The organism is Actinomadura montaniterrae, from assembly GCF_008923365.1.
Classification (GTDB): domain Bacteria; phylum Actinomycetota; class Actinomycetes; order Streptosporangiales; family Streptosporangiaceae; genus Spirillospora; species Spirillospora montaniterrae.
The window spans coordinates 144,323-163,964 of the sequence record NZ_WBMR01000001.1; the positions used below are offsets into that span (position 1 = coordinate 144,323).

The 19,642-nt window shown below is 71.8% G+C and carries 20 protein-coding genes; 13 read left to right on the forward strand and 7 right to left on the reverse strand.

What is annotated here, in order from left to right; translation table 11 throughout:
- Positions 1 to 178: 178 nt before the first annotated feature.
- Both F9B16_RS00690 and F9B16_RS00695 read left to right on the forward strand, forming a co-directional pair.
- The gene (locus F9B16_RS00690) at positions 179 to 1,135 is read left to right on the forward strand and encodes an MBL fold metallo-hydrolase (RefSeq protein ID WP_151537808.1); all 957 of its coding nucleotides are present in this window, start codon (positions 179 to 181) and stop codon (positions 1,133 to 1,135) included.
- 2 nt (positions 1,136 to 1,137) lie between these two features.
- Positions 1,138 to 2,715, forward strand: coding sequence for an FAD-dependent monooxygenase (locus F9B16_RS00695; protein WP_151537809.1), 1,578 nt, complete (start codon positions 1,138 to 1,140; stop codon positions 2,713 to 2,715).
- A gap of 47 nt (positions 2,716 to 2,762) precedes the next feature.
- Here the strand turns inward: F9B16_RS00695 and F9B16_RS00700 are convergent, their stop codons facing one another.
- The 4 genes from F9B16_RS00700 to F9B16_RS00715 form a co-directional block, all read right to left on the reverse strand.
- A complete protein-coding gene (locus F9B16_RS00700; RefSeq protein WP_151537810.1) occupies positions 2,763 to 3,233 on the reverse strand; it encodes a hypothetical protein in 471 nt (156 codons plus the stop codon).
- 109 nt (positions 3,234 to 3,342) lie between these two features.
- The gene (locus tag F9B16_RS00705; RefSeq protein WP_151537811.1) at positions 3,343 to 3,906 is read right to left on the reverse strand and encodes a hypothetical protein; all 564 of its coding nucleotides are present in this window, start codon (positions 3,904 to 3,906) and stop codon (positions 3,343 to 3,345) included.
- A 124-nt stretch (positions 3,907 to 4,030) separates the two neighbouring features.
- Positions 4,031 to 4,510, reverse strand: coding sequence for a glycoside hydrolase family 3 C-terminal domain-containing protein (locus F9B16_RS00710; protein ID WP_151537812.1), 480 nt, complete (start codon positions 4,508 to 4,510; stop codon positions 4,031 to 4,033).
- Positions 4,477 to 4,887, reverse strand: a complete 411-nt coding sequence (locus tag F9B16_RS00715) for a glycoside hydrolase family 3 N-terminal domain-containing protein (RefSeq protein WP_151537813.1) — start codon at positions 4,885 to 4,887, stop codon at positions 4,477 to 4,479. The genes F9B16_RS00710 and F9B16_RS00715 overlap by 34 nt, the downstream gene beginning before the upstream one ends.
- On the opposite strand from F9B16_RS00715, the gene F9B16_RS00720 reads away from it, so the two are divergent.
- From F9B16_RS00720 to F9B16_RS00735, 4 genes are all read left to right on the forward strand, one after another.
- Positions 4,886 to 5,584: a LacI family DNA-binding transcriptional regulator gene (locus tag F9B16_RS00720; protein ID WP_225991221.1), complete on the forward strand. Its 699-nt coding sequence runs from the start codon at positions 4,886 to 4,888 to the stop codon at positions 5,582 to 5,584. The genes F9B16_RS00715 and F9B16_RS00720 overlap by 2 nt on opposite strands.
- Positions 5,536 to 6,126, forward strand: coding sequence for a PadR family transcriptional regulator (locus F9B16_RS00725; RefSeq protein ID WP_151537815.1), 591 nt, complete (start codon positions 5,536 to 5,538; stop codon positions 6,124 to 6,126). Before F9B16_RS00720 ends, F9B16_RS00725 begins: the two co-directional genes overlap by 49 nt.
- A 121-nt stretch (positions 6,127 to 6,247) precedes the next feature.
- A complete protein-coding gene (locus F9B16_RS00730) occupies positions 6,248 to 7,666 on the forward strand; it encodes an MFS transporter (RefSeq protein ID WP_151537816.1) in 1,419 nt (472 codons plus the stop codon).
- Positions 7,663 to 8,652 (forward strand): substrate-binding domain-containing protein, encoded by a 990-nt coding sequence (locus F9B16_RS00735; protein WP_151537817.1) that lies wholly within the window; start codon positions 7,663 to 7,665, stop codon positions 8,650 to 8,652. The genes F9B16_RS00730 and F9B16_RS00735 overlap by 4 nt, the downstream gene beginning before the upstream one ends.
- Before the next feature lie 39 nt (positions 8,653 to 8,691).
- Here the strand turns inward: F9B16_RS00735 and F9B16_RS00740 are convergent, their stop codons facing one another.
- Positions 8,692 to 9,267, reverse strand: a complete 576-nt coding sequence (locus tag F9B16_RS00740) for a GNAT family N-acetyltransferase (RefSeq protein ID WP_151537818.1) — start codon at positions 9,265 to 9,267, stop codon at positions 8,692 to 8,694.
- Between the two features lie 193 nt (positions 9,268 to 9,460).
- On the opposite strand from F9B16_RS00740, the gene F9B16_RS00745 reads away from it, so the two are divergent.
- From F9B16_RS00745 to F9B16_RS00755, 3 genes are all read left to right on the forward strand, one after another.
- Positions 9,461 to 10,756: a pentapeptide repeat-containing protein gene (locus F9B16_RS00745; protein WP_192808534.1), complete on the forward strand. Its 1,296-nt coding sequence runs from the start codon at positions 9,461 to 9,463 to the stop codon at positions 10,754 to 10,756.
- Between the two features lie 129 nt (positions 10,757 to 10,885).
- Complete coding sequence (locus F9B16_RS00750; protein WP_151537939.1) at positions 10,886 to 13,570, forward strand: ATP-binding protein; 2,685 nt, start codon at positions 10,886 to 10,888, stop codon at positions 13,568 to 13,570.
- Between the two features lie 176 nt (positions 13,571 to 13,746).
- Complete coding sequence (locus tag F9B16_RS00755; RefSeq protein WP_151537820.1) at positions 13,747 to 14,496, forward strand: SDR family NAD(P)-dependent oxidoreductase; 750 nt, start codon at positions 13,747 to 13,749, stop codon at positions 14,494 to 14,496.
- A 61-nt stretch (positions 14,497 to 14,557) separates the two neighbouring features.
- Here the strand turns inward: F9B16_RS00755 and F9B16_RS00760 are convergent, their stop codons facing one another.
- Complete coding sequence (locus F9B16_RS00760; RefSeq protein ID WP_151537821.1) at positions 14,558 to 15,580, reverse strand: aldo/keto reductase; 1,023 nt, start codon at positions 15,578 to 15,580, stop codon at positions 14,558 to 14,560.
- A 250-nt stretch (positions 15,581 to 15,830) separates the two neighbouring features.
- On the opposite strand from F9B16_RS00760, the gene F9B16_RS00765 reads away from it, so the two are divergent.
- Complete coding sequence (locus F9B16_RS00765) at positions 15,831 to 16,673, forward strand: helix-turn-helix transcriptional regulator (protein WP_151537822.1); 843 nt, start codon at positions 15,831 to 15,833, stop codon at positions 16,671 to 16,673.
- Positions 16,674 to 16,842: 169 nt separating this feature from the next.
- On the opposite strand, the gene F9B16_RS00770 is transcribed toward F9B16_RS00765, so the two are convergent.
- Positions 16,843 to 17,445, reverse strand: a complete 603-nt coding sequence (locus F9B16_RS00770) for a TetR/AcrR family transcriptional regulator (protein WP_151537823.1) — start codon at positions 17,443 to 17,445, stop codon at positions 16,843 to 16,845.
- A 113-nt stretch (positions 17,446 to 17,558) separates the two neighbouring features.
- Here F9B16_RS00770 and F9B16_RS00775 point away from each other — a divergent pair, with 113 nt between their 5' ends.
- The 3 genes from F9B16_RS00775 to F9B16_RS00785 all read left to right on the forward strand — a co-directional run bounded on the left by F9B16_RS00775 (position 17,559) and on the right by F9B16_RS00785 (position 19,616).
- Positions 17,559 to 18,134 (forward strand): hypothetical protein, encoded by a 576-nt coding sequence (locus F9B16_RS00775; RefSeq protein WP_151537824.1) that lies wholly within the window; start codon positions 17,559 to 17,561, stop codon positions 18,132 to 18,134.
- A gap of 90 nt (positions 18,135 to 18,224) precedes the next feature.
- On the forward strand, positions 18,225 to 19,142 hold the full coding sequence (locus F9B16_RS00780) for a hypothetical protein (RefSeq protein ID WP_192808535.1): 918 nt from the start codon (positions 18,225 to 18,227) through the stop codon (positions 19,140 to 19,142).
- Between the two features lie 6 nt (positions 19,143 to 19,148).
- Positions 19,149 to 19,616: an Rv0361 family membrane protein gene (locus tag F9B16_RS00785; RefSeq protein WP_151537826.1), complete on the forward strand. Its 468-nt coding sequence runs from the start codon at positions 19,149 to 19,151 to the stop codon at positions 19,614 to 19,616.
- Positions 19,617 to 19,642: the final 26 nt, after the last annotated feature.

Sequence of the window (19,642 nt, forward strand, 5' to 3'; positions counted from 1 at the left end):
AGGCCGACGGCGTCCTATCACTACCTGGATCTCGGGCAGGGCAGCGCACCACCTGCAGGGGGAGGGCCCGCATGACTACCACGCGCTGGTCAACGGCTTTCTCGATCAAGTACACCGATGAACCGCCGGAACGGCGGTCCGTCCAGATGAAACTCATCGATCGAATTGGAGAAACGGCATGAAACCGTTCGCGTCGTCGGCTGATCTGGCGGAGAAGGAGCGGAGTCTGGAGGTGCTCGCGGACGGCGTCTACGCGCTGACCGCCGAGGGCGATCCGAATGTGGGGGCGGTGGAGGGCGAGGACTTCGTGGTGTGTTTCGAGGCGCTGGCGACGCCGGTGGCGGCGCGGGAGTGGCTGGCGTTGCTGCGTGAGCACACCGATAAGCCGGTCCGGTATCTGGTGTTGTCGCACTATCACGCGGTGCGGGTGCTGGGTGCGAGCGCGTTCGGGGCCGACGTCATCGTGGCGCATGAGAAGACGCGGGAGTTGGTCGCTGAGCGGGGGAGGCAGGACTGGGAGTCGGAGTTGGGGCGGATGCCGCGGTTGTTCAAGGAGCCGGAGTCGATTCCGGGGTTGACCTGGCCGACGGCGACGTTCAGTGACCGGTTCACGATTCAGCTGGGCGGGGACCGCGGCGAGCTGGTGCTGCGGTACTGCGGGCGGGGGCATACCGAGGGCGACATTGTGGCGTGGTTGCCGCGGCAGCGGGTGTTGTTCGCCGGTGATCTGGTGGAGGCGCAGGCGGCGTTGTACACCGGTGATGCCTTTCATCGTGATTGGGCGTCGGGGACGTTGGATCGGGTCGCGGCGTTGGGCGCCGAGGCGCTGGTGGGCGGACGCGGCGCGGTGGCCGTGGGCTCGGAAGCCGTCCAAGCGGCCATCGCCCAGACCCGCCACTTCCTCAACGTCATGATCAACGAGGTAGGCGCCGTCCAGCAGCGCGGTGGGACGCTGAAGGAGGCGTTCGAGGCGGTTCATGCGGAGTTGGCGCCGGAGTACGGGCGGTGGCCGATCTTCGAGCACTGCCTGCCGTTCGATGTGTCCCGGTTGTGGGACGAGCTGTCCGGCATCGAACGGCCGGTCATCTGGACGGCCGAGCGCGACCGGGCCGTCTGGGACGAGCTCCAGGCGTGACGATGAGCAGAAACGAGACCGAACCGGTCGTCATAGTCGGCGCCGGCCCGGTCGGGCTGGTGACCGCTCTGCTGCTGGCCCGCTTCGGGATTCCCACGGTCGTGCTGGAGGCCGCCGCGCGGCGGGACCCGACCGGGTCCAAGGCGATCTGCTTCCAGCGCGACGTCCTCGACGTCCTGGACCGGATCGGCTGCGCCGAGAAGATGATCGCGCGCGGGGTCACCTGGACGATCGGCCGCACCTACTACCGCGACACCGAACTGTTCGCCGTCACGTTCCCGACCGCGGGACGCAGCACCGTACCTCCCTGGATCAACATCTCGCAGGCCGAGGTGGAGCGGTACCTTCTCGGCCTCGCCGACGCGGAACCGCTCATCGACATCCGGTACGGGCACCCGGTCATCGGCGTCCACCAGGACGGGACCGGGGTCGAGGTCGACACGGCCACCGCGACCGCCAGGGTCGTCGTCCGGGGCAGCCACCTCGTCGGCGCGGACGGCTCCAAGAGCACGATCAGGCAGCTCATGGGCATCGGATTCCCGGGCCGCTCGTTCAGCGACCAGTTCCTCATCTGCGACGTCCGCGCCGACCTCCCGTTCCCGAATGAGCGCCGGTTCTACTTCGACCCCGACTGGAACCCCGGACGGCAGGTGCTGGTGCACCAGTGCCCCGACCGGACCTGGCGGATCGACTGGCAGGTGCCCGCCGACTACGACCTCGAAGCCGAACGGGCATCGGGCGCGCTCGACGCCCGCATCCGGAAGATCACCGGTGACGCCCCCTACGAGATCGTGTGGCTGTCCGCCTACCGGTTCCACCAGCGGCGTGCCGAGGCCTTCGCCCGTGGACGCGTGTTCCTGGCGGGCGACGCGGCGCACCTGTATGCGCCGTTCGGCGCGCGCGGGCTGAACTCCGGCGTGCAGGACGCCGAGAACCTCGCCTGGAAACTCGCGTTCGTCCGCCGCGGCCACGCTCCGGAAGGGCTGCTCGCGAGCTACGACATCGAGCGGCGCGCAGCGTCCGGCGAGAACCTCGCGGTCACCACCCGCACCATGGAGTTCCTCGTTCCGCACACCGACGAGGAAAGGGACCGCCGGCTCGCCGCGCTGGAGGCCGCGCTCACCGCCCCGGAAGCCCGTGCCCGCATCGATTCGGGGAAGCTCGCCGAGCCGTACTGGTACCTGGACTCGCCGCTGACCACCCCGTCCGGGCCGGTCGAGGACTTCCCGCGCGCCGCCGGAGCGGTCCGGCCGGCGCTTCCCGGCGTCCTGTGCCCCGACGGGCCCTGCGTCGTCGACGGACGCAAGACCCGGCTGCGGCGGCTGCTCGGCACTGATCTCGTCGTGCTGACGAGCGACGAGAAACACGCGGACGAGATCGCGGAACGGCTGCACGGCCTGCCCGTCCGGACCTACGCCCTGGACGCCATCGACGCCGACGGCGTCATCCGCGCCGCGTTGAAGGCCGGTCCGGACACCGTCCACCTCGTCCGGCCCGACGGGCACCTCGCCGCCGTCCTCCCGGACTGCGACCCCGATGCCCTGGCCCGCGCCGTCCGGCGGGCCATCGGTCACCGCTGACATGCGAGAGCGGCCGGGTCCCCGCAGACCCGGCCGCTCCCATCCGGTCAGGACCGCTGGACGGTCAGCTTGAAGACGTTCGGGTAGACGACCTGCTGGACGGTGAGGCAGCCCCAGGCGCCGGTGAGCGGCAGGTGCTGCGCCTCGTAGCGCTCGAGCGCGCTCTCGTTGATCTCGCCGACCGCGACGGAGTTGCCCTGCGGGGTGGTCAGGGTGTCGGTGCAGACGCCGTAGTAGTCGTTGCCCACCTTGCGGGTCGTGGTGCATTCGGTGTGCACCGACCCGACGGTCGCCCCACCCTGGGTGTAGGAGAGCGAGCCGGTCGAGATGAGCTTGCTGCCCGCGCCGCGCGGGTCGCAGGTCGGGTTGTCCGGGCCGGGCGTGCAGGCGGGGATGAACTGGGTGTCCCCGTCCGCGACGGTCTCGTAGTAGACGTTGGTGGCGGCGGCGGACGCCGGGGACACCGCGACGCCGACGCCGGCGATCGCCATCGCGAACGTGATGAGCACCTTGCGCACTTGTCCTCCTGGGGTGGAGAGGGGGAAATGATCGCTGCGCAGCGGCCTCATCGTCGACCGGCGTGGCCGCCGGTCAAAGGTGCGTGGTTCGCCCACCGATACCGCGAGGTCAGCGGCGCCAGGTGCCCGTCCAGCAGGTGCCGCCGTACCCGGGCCAGGACCGGTCCAGGGCGACCAGGCCCGCGCTCGCCGCCCAGCGGATGACCGGGCCGCTGGTCAGCCTCACGCGATGCCCGTCCACCACGACGGCCCACGCCAGCGTCGCACCGCCGTTCGGGTCGGGACGCGTCAGCACGCGCGCGCCGGCACCCGGCGCCGGGAGCACCTGCACGCCGAAGCAGTCCGACGGGGGCGTCGGACGGTCCAGCACCGTGTCGTGTACCGGCACGATGATCGGTGCCGGAGCCGGCGGCGAGGGGATGACCGCGCCGGGGTCGAGCGGGTGGTCCGGGTCCATCGGCGCGACCAGGAACACGTCGGCGTCCGGCCGCGCCTCGCTCGGACCCGACGACGCCGAGTCCGGCGTGTCGACGTACAGGGTGATGAACCGGCCGGCGACCCACGCTGTCTCGACCTCGTCGGCCGTGGGCGGCTCACCGGCGAGCGCCGGGGCCGCTCCTCCGACCAGCACGAGTCCGGTGACCGCTGCGGCCATCGCAATACCGCGTCGCATGGACGCCTCCTTACGGAGAGGGGATGGAATACCCCAACGTCGATTGGCTCCATGCCCGCGAGCAATCCGTACGTCTCGCTCACCGATCTCTCGTCCGGCCACCCCGCCACCGGCTGCTCTTCTCTTAGTAGGTCAGGCCGTGGCCGAAGCCGTACAGCGGGGCGGCGGTGTCGTGGGGGACGTCGGGCCGGCTGGCCCTGACGGCCGCCATGGAGGACGGAAGGTCGAAGGGCAGCTTGCCGGACGGATTGCGGACGCCGGCGAGGACGGCGGAGGCGGCCGCGTTGATCTCGGGCATGACGGCGGGACGGCCGAGGTGGATCACGATGACGGTCGGGGTCCGCGCGGCGATCGCGGTGATCCGGTCGATCTCGTCCTGGGGGAACGCCAGGTCGCCGGCGTGGAAGAACGATTCGATGAAGTCGCCGTTGCGCTGCTCGAACGGGGCGCTGAGGTGCAGGACCGCCACGTCGGCGTCGGCGGGGGATCCGGCGGCGGGGAAGCCGTCGAGGTCGATGCCCTCGGTGTAGACGCGTGTGCCGGGCTTCAGCGGGAGGATCCCGTCGTTCTTCAGCAGGGTGAGCGACCGGCGCTGGGCCTCCATGCCGGTCTCGCGGAAGTCCGCCCGTCCGACGGAGGCGACGGCGGCGTCCGGATCGAGCGGGGCGGCGTCGAAGAGCCCAGGCGGAACTTCTCGCGCAGCAGCCGCCGGACGGACGCGTCGATCCGCTCCTCGGAAACGGCTCCGTCCTTGACCAGTTCGACGACCAGCTCGGGACAGGACTCGCCGCCGAACTGGTCGACGCCCGCCTCGAGGGCCTTGAGCGCCCGGTCGCGTGGAGAGAGGTTCTCGACGCCCCAGGCTCGGGCGGCCAGCGTGGCCCCGCCCATCTCCACGTCGTTGAGCAGCCCCCAGTCGGTGCAGACGATGCCGTCGAAGCCGAACCGCTCGCGCAGCAGCGAGGTGATGACGGAGAACATGAGCGGAAGGGCGCGGCGGGTCACCGCGGCCGACGAGGCCCGCGAGGCGGGCGTCTCCGCCGCCACGGTCAGCTACGTCGTCAACGACAAGCCCGCCCAGACGATCCCGCCCGAGACCCGCGAACGGGTCCTCGCGGCGGCGACCCGCCTGGGCTACGCCCCCTACGCGCCGGCGCGCACCCTCGCCTTGGGTGCGAGCAACCTCGTGCTCTTCGCGCACCGCGCGCCCATCGTCCCGCCCACTTACGCCCGCTACCTCGAAGCCTTGGCCGACGGCCTGCACGAACACGGCCTCGACCTGGTCTGGCAGCTCGGCTACGACCCGTCCGCCGGGGCCCGCCATCCCGCCGCCGGCCTGTCCGACCTGGGCGTGGACGTCCCCGCTCACGCCGCCGTCGTCGGGATCGACGACCACCCCTTGGCGGCCCTGTACACGCCCTCCCTCACCACGATCAGCCTGGACGACCCGCCACCAGCGCGGCCGACCTCGTCCGCCGCATCGCCGCCGCCCGCACCGGCGCCCCCGTCCCGCCGTCCGCCCCGGTCCCGCCGGCACGCCTCATCCTCCGAGCCTCGACCTGACCCGTCTCGATCCGGCGGCTGGCTATGTTCGTATGTACGTAACGTGAGACATAGGGGTGCACGGGGATGTCACTACGCCATGCGCTGCTGGCGATGCTCGACGCGGGGGCGATGACCGGTTACGAGCTGGCCAAGACCTTCGACCAGTCGGCCAACCGGGTCTGGCATGCCACGCATCCGCAGATCTATACCGAGTTGCGGAAGCTGGAGCGGGAGAAGCTGGTCGCGGCGCGGGAGGAGCCGCGCGGGCCGCAGGGCAAGGCCACCAAGCGGGCGTACACGCTGACCGAGGCGGGCTACGAGGAGCTGAGCCGCTGGGTCTCCACGGTGGAGGAGCCGACGTTGCCCCGCGACGCCACCTATCTGAAGGCGACCTACTTCGAGTACGCGTCGCCCGACATCGTGCGGGAGCAGTTCGCGACGCACCTGGCGTACCACACCGAGCAGCTGCGCCGCTGGGAGTGGCATGTCGAGCAGTTGCGGTCGCGCGGCACCGATCTGATGCAGCGCCGCCTGGCCGAGGCTCCGGAGAGCCGGCACGCGGCCATCGTCGCCTACAAGGTGCACGTGTACGAGGGCATGGCCGAGCGCGCCCGGGCCGAGGTGGCCTGGGCGGAGCGCGGGCTGGCCCTGGTGGACCGGCTGGAGCAGGACTGAATTTATGTAAGCAGATACGTAAATATTGACATACATCCGCCCTCCTGTTTAGCGTGAGCCCCCTCACGCCCCGTCGGCGTGCGCGCGCTCGAGCTGGCGAAACGCGACATCAGGAGGCCCCATGCCCACCCCCGCGAGAGAGGTCAACGGCCGCACGGCCGTGGTGACCCTCACGTATCTCGGGTTCGCCCTGCAGCTCGTCCAGGTCGGCCTGCTGCCCCTGCTCACCACGATCGGCGGCGCGCTGCACGCCTCACCGGTCGGCACCGCGTGGATCCTGACCTCCGGCCTGATCTCGGGCGCGGTCTTCCTGGCGGTGCTGACCCGGCTCGCCGATCTGATCGGCAAGCGGCCGGTGATCCTGCTCGCGATGGCCCTGGTGCTGGCCGGATGCGTGATCTGCAGCCTCGCCACGAGCCTGGCGGTGATGATCATCGGCCGCGTCCTGATCGGGGCCCAGCTCCCGATGCTGGCGCTGCCCGAGGCCATCGCGAGCGACACCATGTCGCCGCGGCGAGGGCAGACCGCCATCTTCTCGATCCATGTCGGCACCGGCCTCGGCGTCGCGGGCGGCCTGCTGCTCGGCGCGTTGGTCGGCGCGCATCCGGACAACTGGCGGCTGTTCTTCATCGTCAGCGCGGTCGCCGCGTTGGTCGCCCTGGTCGCGACCGCCGTGTCCGTCCGGGACTCCGACGCGCGCGCCACCGGCGGCCTCGACGTTCCCGGCGCGCTGCTGCTCACCCTCGCCCTGGTCGCGTTCCTCCTCGGCCTGAGCGAGGGCCCGGCCTGGGGTTGGGGATCGGCCCGGGTGGTCGGGCTGCTGGCCGGCGGGGTCGTGCTCGGCGGAGTCTGGTGGCTGGTCGAGCGGTCGGCGAAGAAGCCGCTCATCGAGGTCTCCTACCTGCTGCGCCGCGACGTCGGCCTGCCCTACGCGATGACCTTCCTCATCGCCGTCGGCGTCTACGGATCGCTGTCGGCCATCACCCGCCTCGCCCAGACCCCGACGGCCTCCGGCTTCGGATACGGGTGGACGGCGCTCGCCGCCGGCTGGTACGCGCTGCCCCAGGCCGTCGGCAGCGTGCTCGGCATCGTGGTGCTGCGCACGGCCCGCCGGCGCGGCCTGGTGCCGGCCGCCTCCATCGGCTTCACGCTGATCGTCGTCGGCTTCGCCGCCTTCGCGCTCGGCCACGCGCACGCCGGCGCCACCCTGCCCGCGCTGGTCTTCGACTCCTGCGGCCTGGCGGTGACGCTCGCCGCCACCCAGTTGCTGGTGGTACGTGCCGTCCCGGCGCACGAGTCGGGCATCGCGCTCGGCCTGTCGGTGGTGATGTACGCCGTCGGCAACTCGGTCGGCAGCGCCGTCTTCGGCGTCCTGTTCACCAGTCTCACCGGGCCCGGGGGCAAGCCCGCCCTCAGCGCCTACCTGACCGGGTTCGCGATCTGCGGGGCGTGCGCGCTGCTGGCCCTGCTCCTGTGCGTCCCGCTCGGCCGGCTCCGTGCCGCCGCTCCCGCCGTCACCACCGAAGGAGAACCCGCTTGACCCGGCTCAACCTGTCATTCGCCTGCGAGGACTACGACCGGATCCGCGCGCTGCGCGACGGCCGCGTAGTGCCCGAGGGCATCGACCTGAACGTCATCCCGCTCCCGGTCGAGGAGACCTTCTACCGGCAGGCGCGGTACCAGGAGTTCGACGTCAGCGAGATGAGCCTGTCGACGTACCTGCTCACGCTCGACCAGCCGTCGCCGCCCTTCGTCGCGCTGCCGGTCTTCCCTTCGCGGTCCTTCCGGCACCAGTCGATCTACATCAACACCGAGGCCGGCATCAGCGGCCCCGAGGACCTGCGCGGACGCCGGGTCGGACTGCCGGAATACCAGCTCACCGCGTGCGTCTGGCAGCGCGGCATCATGGCCGAGCACCACGGCGTACCGGTCGATTCGGTGCGGTACTACACCGGCGGGCTGGTGCAGCCCGGCCGGATCGAGAAGATCGACCTCGACCTCCCGCCGGAGATCAGCGTCACCCCCATCGGCCCCGACCAGACGCTCTCGGCGATGCTGGCGGCCGGGGAACTCGACGCCGTGTACTGCCCGGGGCGGCCCGCCGGGTTCGGGACCGATCCGCGGCTCGGCCGCCTGTTCCCCGACTTCCCGCAGGTCGAACGCGACTACCACCGGCGCACCGGCATCTTCCCGATCATGCACACCGTCGTCGTCCGGCGCTCGGTGTACGAGCGGCACCCGTGGATCGCCCGCTCGCTGACCAAGGCGTTCACGCAGGCACTGGAGCCCGCCTACGCCGACCTGGCACAACGCAACGCGCTCAAGGTCATGCTGCCCTGGCTGGAGGAGCATTTGGCCGAGACGCTGGCGGCCCTGGGGCCCGGATACTGGGACTACGGCCTCGAGGAGAACCGGCACGTCCTGGAGACCTTCTCCCGCTACTCCGCCGAGCAGGGCCTGACCGCCCGGCCCCGGAAGGCCGAGGAGATCGTGCTCGGCCAGGCCGACGACGGGTTCCTGCTGTGAACGAACCGCGCCTGATCGTCGCCACTGAGTTCCGGGCGGTCACTCGGGAGCGGGCCATTCCTCGGCCAGGAGCGCGTACGAGAGACCGTCGAGCCATCCCTTGGTGCGGTGGAGAGAGTCTTTCACCGTGTGCTGTTCGCGGCGCATCCCAACCCGCTCCATCAGCCGCCACGAGGCTTCGTTGTCGTAGAAGCAGTCCGCGTGCAGGCGGCGCAGGCCGAGCCTGCTGAAGGAGATGTCGATGAGGGCGCGCACCGCTTCGGTGGCGTAGCCCTTGCCGCCGTAGGAGGGATCGAGCGTCCACCCGAGCTCTCCTTGGACGTTTTTCGCCTGGTCGGCGACCTCCCTCTGCGCCCACCCGTCTTGGATCGCCAGCGTCAGATCGCCGATCACCCGGCCGTCCAGTTCGACGACGAGCAGGTTTGCGAGCTGCTCCTCGTGGAGGAAACGCTCACGGTAGTCGTCGTACGTCACCGTGGCGGCCACGACCCATTCTTGAGTCTCCGGTAGCTGACGGAAGGCCCAGGTCGCGTCCACGTCGTCGGGAGTGGCCCGGCGCAACAGCAGGCGCTCGGTGGAAATCGGCCAGTCCAGCGTGTCAAGAGGGTGGCGCATGGCCTCATGCTGGCAGAGAGCCGTGGTGGCACAAAACAGATTACTGCGGGCGACCGCGCGCCCAGGCCCCCGTCGGAGGGACGTTCACGATCGGAATCCCGGACGACAGCTTCGAAAGAAAGCGGTCCGTTGCGGCCGGATCCGGGCACCCGGTCGGGTGAACCCGTCCGCGAGGATCGGGCGTCTGAGCAGCGTGGGTGAGGTGGCGCCGGGCGGCGCGCACGGGCGTGTGAGGCGGGGACTGGAGCCGGTGCGGCGGCGCTGGGCGAAGGCGCGGGCCGGACGTGAGGCCAAGCCGTTGCGGGTGCGGCCGTTGGCGGCCGGCTTCTGGATGCTGGCGGCCGCGGGAGCGGCGGCGCTGGCGATCTGGCTGACCACCGCGTGGCTGTTGGACGTCGCGGATGACGCCCCGCCCGGGGCCGAGCGGGCCAAGATCCGGGTGGACGCCGTCCGTACCGGCCTGGCCGCGGGCGGTGGCGCGGGTGCCGCGGTCGGGCTGATGCTGGCCTTCCGGCGGCAACGCCATGCCGAACTGGCGACCGCGCTGGGGCAACTGGACGCGGCCGAGCGGCGGATCACCGAGCTGTACAACGCGGCCGCCGAGCAACTCGCCTCCGACAAAGCACCCGTCCGCCTCACCGCCCTTTACACGTTGAAACGGCTGGCCAACGACAACCCGCGGCACCGGCAGACCATCGTCGACATCATCTGCGCCTATCTGCGCATGCCCTGCACGCCACCCCCGGCCCAGCACCCCGGCCCGGAGGAAGAGCACCGGGAACGGGCTCGCCGCAACGCCGCCCGCTACCGTGCCGCCCGCGAGCACCATCCCGCTACCACCGAACCCAGTACCGGGAATCCGGACCCGTATGAAGAGCACCAGGTCCGCCTCACCGCCCAACGCCTCCTGTCCACTCACCTGCAGCCCACCGCCGATCCCCACTGGGCCGACATCTCTCTGGATCTGACCGGCGCCACCCTCAGCGACTTCAAGCTGACCGGCTGCACCGTCCACCGCGCCGTGTTCAGTGGAGCGACCTTCTTTGGGGACGCGGTGTTCACCGGAGCGACTTTCTCCGGGGCTGCCTGGTTCAACAGGGCGACTTTCTCCGGGGACGCCGCGTTCATTCGGGCGAACTTCTCCAAGGAGGCCGTGTTCTGGGATGCGACCTTCTCTGGGCCCGCCGTTTTCGGCAGGGCGACCTTCTCCCGGGCCGCCTGGTTCAGAAAGGCGACCTTCTCCGGAACCGTCACGTTCGACGGGGCGACCTTCTCCCGGAACGCCTGGTCCAGCGGGCTCGGCGCGATGATGTCCTCCGACGCCGCCGTGTTCGGCGAGGCGCATTCCGAGGTCGGCGTTGACATGGACTGGGCCACCGTGGCGAATGTAACCGGGGGACATAACCCACCGCCGGGCTGGCGGATCGAGCCGTCTGAAGGGAGCGCAGGCCTCTTCGTCCGCGACCCCGCTCCCGCGACCGGTTCCTAAAGGCCGGCCGATTCGACGCAGGTAGGCGGCCGCCTGCTCGGGGTCGCGCGCCAGACCATCTACGTGACCGGGCGGTTTCCGGCGTGGGCCCTCGGCGGCGTGCCCGGGTTGTACTGTTCTCGCGTGCTCATGGGGCGGGATCGTGAGAGGGACCACCTCGCCGGGCTGCTCCGGGACGCGCGTTCCGGGCGCAGCAGCACGGTGGTGATCCGGGGCGAGGCGGGGATCGGCAAGACCTCCCTGCTGGAGCAGGTCGCGGCCGACGCCGGGGACATGCGGCTCATCCGCGGCGCGGGCGTCGAGTCGGAGAGCGAGCTGGCGTTCGGCGGGCTGCACCTGATGCTGCACCCCTTCACCGGCCGGTTCGACGCGCTGCCGGCGCAGCAGGCGGCGGCGCTGCGGTCGGCGTTCGGACTCGGCTCCGGGCCCGCCGGCGACCGCTTCCTGATCGGCGCCGCCACCCTCACCCTGCTGTCCGAGCTGGCCGCCGACCGCCCGCTGCTCTGCCTGGTGGACGACGCGCAGTGGCTCGACAACGCCTCGCTGGACGCGCTGCTCTTCGCCGCCCGCCGGCTCGGCGCTGACCCGATCTCCATGGTCTTCACGGTGCGGGACGGTGTCCGTCCGTTCCCCGACCGCGGGCTCGACGTCGTCCGGCTGGCCGGCCTGGACCGGGCCGCGGCGCAGGAGCTCGTGGCGGCGCACGCGCCGGAGCTGACCGTCCCGGTGCGGGAGCGGCTGCTGGACGAGGCGGCCGGCAACCCGCTCGCCCTGATCGAGCTGGCGCACGCCCTCAAGTCGCGGCCCGCCCGGCACGCCGGGCCGCTGCCGGTCGGCGGCAAGGTCCAGGAGAGCTTCCGGCGGCGGCTGGCCGAGCTGCCGGACGCCACCCGCCGGCTGCTCCTGGTGGTCGCCGCCGACGGCACCGCCGACCTGGGCGTCGTCCTGCGCGCCGGGGACGCGCTGGGGCTCGTCCCCGCCGACCTCGAACCCGCCGAGGAGGCCGGGCTCGTCGTCCTCGACGGCGAGGAGGTGCGGTTCCGGCATCCGCTCATCCGCGCCGTCACCTACCAGGACGCCGCCCACCACCGGCGGACCGCCGTCCATGGCGCCCTGGCCGGGGTCCTCACCGGCGACGAGCACGCCGACCGGCGCGCCTGGCACCGCGCCGCGGCCGCCACCGGCCCGGACGAGGAGGTCGCCGCCGAGCTGGAGCGGGTCGCGCACCGCGCCGGGCGGCGCGGCGGGACGGCCGCGGTCGCCGCCGCCTACGAGCGCGCCGCCCGGCTGAGCACCGAGCCGGAGGGGAAGGCCCGCCGGCTCGTGCACGCGGCGCGGGCCTCCTACGACGCGGGCCGTCCCGACCAGGCCACCCGGCTGGCCGCCGAGGCCGAGCACCTCACCGGGGACGACGGGGTCGTCGCCGAGGCCACGTTCATCCGCGCCCAGGTCGCCTACGAGCGCACCTCGCCCGCCGCCGACGCGGAGCTCGCGCTGCAGGGCGCGGCGCTGATCGTGGAGAGCGATCCCGACCAGGCGGTGTCGATGCTGACGGAGGCGGTCTGGTCCGCGCGGGACGCGGGCGCGCACGGGCTCGTGCGGCAGAGCGTCGAGCTGCTGAGGAAGGTGAGGCCGCCCGCCGATTCGGCGAAGGCGCCGGTGGCGGGCGCCCTGATCGCCTACGGGCGGCGGCTCGTGGACGACGCGCCCGACGACGTCCGGCCGATGCGGGCGCTGTTCGAGGCCGCCCGGACCGGTGGGATCGAGGACGTCATCGAACGCCTCATCGGCGGCTTCATGGGCCTGCTCGTGGCGGACGACCGGGCCGCGACCGAGCTGCTCGAGCGCCTGGCCGCCGAGGCGAGGGCCGAGGGCGCGCTCGGCTGGCTCCCGTACATCTCCGAGGCGCTCGCGATCGGGCGGGTGCTGCTCGGCGACCTGCACGGCGCGGACGCGGCGACGGCCGAGGGCCTGTCGCTGGCCGCCGACATCGGCATGGACATGCAGGTCACCGCGATGAAGTGCATCGCGGTCCGGCTGGAGTCGGACCCGGAGCGCAGCCGCGCCCTGGCGCCGGACGTCCTCCGCCATGCCGGCGTGCATCCGACCAACGCGGCGCTGGCGTCCTGGGGCCTCGGCCTGCTCGACCTCGCCGAAGGGCACGCCGGCGAGGCGCTGGAGCGGCTCGACGCGGTGTGCTCCGGCCCGGCCCGGTACGACGTGCTGATCCGCGCCGTCCCCGACCACGCGGAGGCCGCGGTGCGGGCCGGGCGCCCGGACCTGGCCCGCGCCCATCTGCCCGCGTTCGAGGCATGGGCCGCGGCCACGTCCTGCACGGCCCTGATCGCCCGGTGCCGCGCCCTCCTGGCCGACGGCGACGAGGCGGACGAGCACTACCGCTCCGCGCTCGGCCTGCACGGCGACCGGGCCTACGATGCCGCGCGGACCAGGCTGCTCTACGGCGAATGGCTGCGCCGCCGGCGCCGCCGCACCGAGGCGCGCATCGAGCTGACCGCCGCCCGGAGCGCCTTCGCCCGGCTCGGCGCCGCCCCCTGGGCCGAGCGGGCCCGCGCCGAGCTGGAGGTCCTCGGGGACCGCCCGGCGGCCAGCGCCGGGGACGCCGACCCGCTGAAGCGGCTCACCCCGCAGGAGCTGCAGGTCGTGCGGCTCGCCGCCGCCGGGCTCAGCAACCGCGAGATCGGCGCGCAGCTCTACCTGAGCCCCCGTACGGTCGGGCACCACCTCTACAAGGCGTATCCGAAGATCGGCGTCACCCGCCGCATGGAACTGGCCCGCCTCGTATCGGACACATGACTTAGCCGCGCCGCCGCACCCGTGCGGCACCCCCGGCGCGAGACCATGCTCCGAGCGTTCATCCGCCTTCTGACCTGCGCCGTTCAACTCACGTCCGGCGACCGATGCGGGCCGTCCGGCCATGCTCCTACCGTCGACGCCATCACCGGAACACCTCGGACGGACGGAGAACGGCCATGCTTCTGGAGAACAAGACCGCGGTCATCTACGGCGGCGGCGGCGCGATCGGCGGCGCCATGGCACGCGGCTTCGCCGCCGAGGGCGCGCGCGTCTTCCTCGCCGGCCGCACCCCGGCGACGCTCGACGCGGTCGCCGACGACATCCGGGCCGCCGGCGGCCTCGCCGAGACGGCCCGGGTGGACGCCCTGGACGGCGACGCCGTCAACGGCTGGGTCGACTCCGTCGTGGAGACCGCCGGCAGCGTCGACGTCTCGGTCAACGTCATCTCCCACGAGACGCTGTTCGGTCCCCTGCTGGAGCTGCCGGCCGACGCCTTCGCCCGGTCCCTGGAGAAGATCGCCCGCACCCTCATGCTGACCACGCAGGCCGCCGCCCGCCACATGGTCAAGCAGGGCTCGGGCGTGATCCTGCACTTCGGCGGCTCCGACAGCGGGAACCGCTCGCCCGGCCTCGGGAACGTCCAGGTCGGCTGCGAGATGGTCGAGGCGATGCGGCGGCAGTGGGCGTGCGAGCTCGGGCCGCACTCGGTCCGCGTCCTGTCGATGAAGACCGGGGGCGTCGCCGAGTCCATGCCGGACGGGCCGGAGATGGCGCCGGTCAAGCAGCAGATGGTCGACGCCACGCTCCTCAAGCGCGCGACCACCCTGGCGGACGTGAGCCGCATCGCCGCCTTCCTGGTGTCCGACCACGCCGCCACCATGACCTCGACGCAGGTGAACATCTCCGCCGGCGCCCTCGTCGACTGACCGGATCCGTGCCCCGCGACCCCGCCGCCGGTGAACCGGCACAGGCGGGGTCGCCGGCGTGTCAGGCGGCGCTGCGTTCGCCGGCGGGGCGGCGGCGGAGGCTCGCCTGCTGGAGGGCCGGCGGCACGTATGCCTGGTCGAGCGTCCCGACGTCGGTGCCCGGCGGGACGATCTCGTCGATCCGGTCGAGGACGTCGTCGGTGAGCGCCACGTCGATGCCGGCGAGCAGGTCGTCGAGGTGGCTCATCGTGCGCGGTCCGACGATCGCGCTGGTCACGCCGGGATGAGCGATCGTGAACGCCATGGCGAGGTGGGTCGGCGGCAGGCCCGCCTCGCCGGCGAGGGAGACGAACCGCTCGACGGCGTCGAGGCGGCGCTCGTCGTTGAGATGCTTGAAGAGGCCGGCGCGGCGCAGCTCGTTCCGCCGGCCCTTGCGGACGCGCCCGGTGAGCAGCCCCTGCCCGAGCGGGCCCCACACCAGGGCGCCCACCCCGTAGTGCTCGGCGACCGGCAGCACCTCGCGCTCGATGCCGCGGCTGAGCAGCGAGTACGGCGGCTGCTCGGTGCGGAACCGTTGCAGGCCGCGCCGTTCGGCGACCCACTGGGCTTTGACGATGTCGGACGCCGGCATGTTGGACGTCCCGATCGCACGGACCTTGCCGCTGTGGATCAGGTCGGAGAGCGCGGAGAGCGTCTCCTCGATGTCCGTGGCGGGGTCCGGCCGGTGGATCTGGTAGAGGTCGATGTGGTCGGTCCGCAGGCGGCGCAGCGAGTTCTCGACCGCGGTCATGATCCAGCGCCGGGACGCGCCCTGCTGGTTGGGGTCGTCACCCAGCGGGCGGCTCACCTTCGTCGCGAGGACGACATTGTCCCGTCGCCCCTTGAGCGCCTTGCCGACGACCTCCTCGGAGTCGCCGTAGGCGTCGGCGGTGTCGATGAGGTTGATCCCCGCGTCCAGCGCCTTGTGGATGATGCGGGCCGAGTCGTCGGGGTCGGAGTTCCCGACGGACGTGGCGAACATCAAGGCGCCGAGCCCATAGGGGCTGACCTTGATGCCCGTCCGGCCGAGCGTGCGGTACCGCATGTGAGTCTTCCCTTCTTCGCGACCGAACGGTCTGCGTTGCCGATGAATCAGCGGAAGGCGGATGGACTGTCATGCAGATGCCGCGTAAGGCACGCGACACCCGTCCTCGTCTCGTCGCGCCAGCGAGGTGCCGCCGGTCCGCCGAGCCGGCTTCCAGCGTGCGGCGGTGCGGGGATGGGCGGGAGAGACGTCCTTATCCGGGGACGGGGCGTCCCTGGCTGCGCCCGGCGTCCCCGGACATCATGGAGGTGTGGACAGAACCGAACTGGCCGACTTCCTGCGCCACTGCCGTATCCGGCTCGCCCCCGCCGACGTGGGACTGCCGCAGGGCGTGCGGCGCCGCACCCCGGGACTGCGCCGCGAGGAGGTGGCGCAGCTGGCGGGCATGTCCACCGACCACTACACCCGGCTGGAGCAGGCCAGGGGTTCACGCCCGTCCCGCCAGATGCTCTCCGCCGTCGCCCGCGCGCTGCGGCTGACCAGCGACGAACGGGACCACCTGTTCCACCTGGCCGGCGAGCAGCCCCCGCGCAACCATCCGGCCACCGACCACGTCCGCCCCGGCCTGCTCCTCCTCCTCGACCGGCTGACCGACACTCCCGCCCAGGTCGTGAACGACGGCGGCGACATCCTCGCGCAGAACCCGATGGCCAAGGCGCTCCACGGCGACGCCTCCGCCCTCCCCGAGCAGCAGCGGAACATCGTCTGGCGCTACTTCACCGACCCCTCCGCACGGGAACTGTTTCCAGTCGAGGACCATGACCGCGCCGCCCGCGTGGCGGTGGCGGACCTGCGCGCCGCACTCGCCCGCCGCCCGCGCGACCCGCGGCTCACAGCGCTCGTGCGCAGGCTCCGCGCCCGCAGCGACGAGTTCGCCGCACTGTGGGACGCCCATCACGTCGCCGTACGCCGCGCCGACACCAAACGCTTCCAGCACCCCATCGTCGGCCTGCTGGAACTGGACTGCGAGGTAGTGCTGACCCCAGAGCACGACCAGCGGCTCGTCATCCACACCGCCCGCCCGGGCACCACCTCCTACGAACGGCTGGAACTGCTGCGCGTCGTCGGCCTCCAGGACCTGACACGGGCATAGCCGCACGCGGGGCACGGACCTCCCCGGCCTGGCCCGCACTCAGTCGATCATGAACCAGTTGCCGTGCCGGTACGACAGCGTCACCCGCCCAGGTCGTGCTCGGTGAACCTGGCGTTGGAGACCACGGCGCGCGTCGGAGAACATGCGTGGCCGGCTTTACGCGCGTGTCTCAGATCGGCCTGGCCTTGCCGGACGCGGCGTGAGCCTGCAGCAGGCCGTCGACGCCTCGCAGGAAGGTCTCGCAGATCAGTTCGGGGTCGAAGAGGCAGCCGGCGGCCATGGCGCCGTCGCGCAGCATCACGAAGTGCCGGGCGGCGGGTTCGGCGGGCGTCTCCCCGACGCGTGCCAGCAGTTCGGTCACGGTGTCCAGGAACCATTGCCGGTGGGCGATGACGGCCTTGTGTACCGGGTGATCGGGGTCGGAGTATTCGGCGGCGGCGTTGAGGAACGCGCATCCCCGGAAGCCGGGGGAGCGGATGCCTTGCGCGATGGACTCGCCGAGGGCCCGGACGGTGTCGGTCGCCGCCAGCCCGCGGGTGGCGGCATCGTCCACCTGGGCGCGGGTGGCCTGGTCGACTTCGGCCAGATAGGCGAGGACGAGGTCCTCCTTGCTGGAGAAGTGCCGGTAGAGGGTGGCCCGCGTGACCTGCGCTTCGGCGACGATCCGGTCGATCCCGACCGAGTGGATCCCCTCTGTGTAGAAGATCCGGGTCGCCGTGGCGAGCAGGCGGGAGCGCGCCTCGGAGGGCCGGCCTGCGGGTTCTTGCCTCATGGGGGACATCCTAGCGAGAGGTAGAACGTTCGGTCTTGACAGGTGTGCGGCGGCGCTGCGACGCTGAGCGAGACAGAACGTTCGTTCTCTCTCGTCGGTCGAAAGGGACCACCGTGACCACCATCGCTTCGCGCGGCATCGCCGGTACCGCCTTCAGCCTGCGGCGGCTGTACTTCGTCCGCTTCGGATTCGCCATCGTCTGGGCCCTCGCGATGTTCACGACGGTCTCGGACCTGGGTCCGCTCGCGGTCACCCTGCTCGTGCTGTATCCGCTGTTCGACGTGGCCGCCGCCGTCATCGACGCCCGCGCGTCGCGCACCACCGGATCGCCCGTGCTGCTGTACGTGAACATCGCGGTCAGCCTGCTCACCACCGCCGGCGTGGCCGCCGCCTGCGCGTCCGGTATTCCGGCGGTGCTGCGGGTGTGGGGCGCGTGGGCGGTCGTGGCCGGGCTGGTCCAGCTGATCGTGGGCGTCACCCGCCGCACGATGGGCGGCCAGTGGCCCATGATCATCAGCGGTGCGATCTCCGTGCTCGCCGGCGGCTCGTTCATCGTCGGCGCCTCCGCGGACGACCCGACCCTGACCAACGCGGCCGGCTACGCCATCCCCGGCGGCATCTTCTTCCTGATCTCGGCCATCCGTCTCGGCCGGGCCGCGAACGGGGGCCGGCACAGCGTCAACTCCTGACCTGGAACCGCCGCATTCACGATCCGCCTCGAACCTTCATACAGACACGAGCGTCTATATGGGCATGGTTGCCTCACAGGACGAGGAAGCATGATGCGGACTCCACGGCGGATCGCCGGACTCCTGGCCGCCCTGCCCCTGGCCGCCCTCCTGACGGCCACCGGGTCGCCGCAGGCGCTGGCCGACCCCGCCTACCAGGAACTGTGCGCCGGCCCGGTCGCCGAACTCCAGGCGATACAGGCGCGCATCCGAGAGCACAACGCCCGCCCCCACACCGGCCCCTACAGCGCGGCGGCCGCCGCCTACGACGCCGAGGCGGCCACCTTGAGGGGCGAGCAGAACCGCGCCCTCTCGCGGCTCATGGCCTGCGAGCGGAGTCTCGACCAGATGCAGGCCCGGTATCCGAGATCGACCATCATGAGCCCGTCGGCGGACGACGTCACCAAGATCGAGACGGCGCTCAAGAAGGTGACGGACGCGGAGAAGCAGGCCGCCACGCGCTGGAACGCCAAGACCTACGACTACCTCAAGTACGGACAGGGAAAGAGCGGGATGACCAAGCGGGTGGACCGGCAGCCCGCCAAACTCCCGCCGTCCGTCTACAGCGTTTACAAGGCGCTCGACCAAACGCGCCCCACGTTTCCGAAGACCGCCTACCTGCAAGGAGTGCAGGCGCCGAAGACGGGAACGCCCGACCCCGCCTACCCGCCTTCGAGCGGCCGGTTGGTCAACAGCACGCACATGGACCACATCGTCCCGCTGCGGCGGCTCGTGTCCATGCGCGGCTTTCTGAAACTGACCCCCAGCAACATGTACATCGTCGCGAACTCGCCCGCCAACGGCCAATGGCTCTCCGGCTCGGCGAACCTCTCCAAAGGCTCGGGAAGCGCGGCGCTCACCTCCGGCACCTCGCCCGCGTGGCGGCAGCAGCAGGCCCGGCTCCGGCAGAAGGCCGAAACCGAACTCCAGGAACTCATCGACGCGCTGCTCAAGAGCCAGAGGAGCTGATCCGAGATGTACGACCAGATCCAGAACCCGGGCCCGCCGCTCCCGCCTGCCCCAGGGCACGGCCGGCGGCGCCACAGGTTCGTGCTGCTCGCTGGAGCGCTCACCGTGCTGGCCGTGTTCACCGGAGCCGCCGTCTACGGCGTCCACTGGTGGACGCACCGGGACGAGAGGCAGGTCAGCAGCGCGGTGACGGATTTCGCGCACGCGGTCGACCGCGAGGACTCGGCCACGGCGCTCGGCCTCATGTGCGCCGAGGAGAAGCAGAGCGCCGTCGAGTCCGGGGCCTCCACGACCGATCACGGCCTCGCCTCCCGCTACGAACGGCCGGTGAAGACCTCCGACATCAAGATCTCCGGTGACCTGGCCCGGGTGCGGCTGACGCGCCCCTCCCAGCAGCCCGCAACGCTCTACCTCCGCAAAGAGGGCGGGACGTGGAAGCTGTGCGACCCGGAGCGGCAGAGCCCGCCGCAGTGACCCGACCCCCGGCGCCCTTGCCGGAC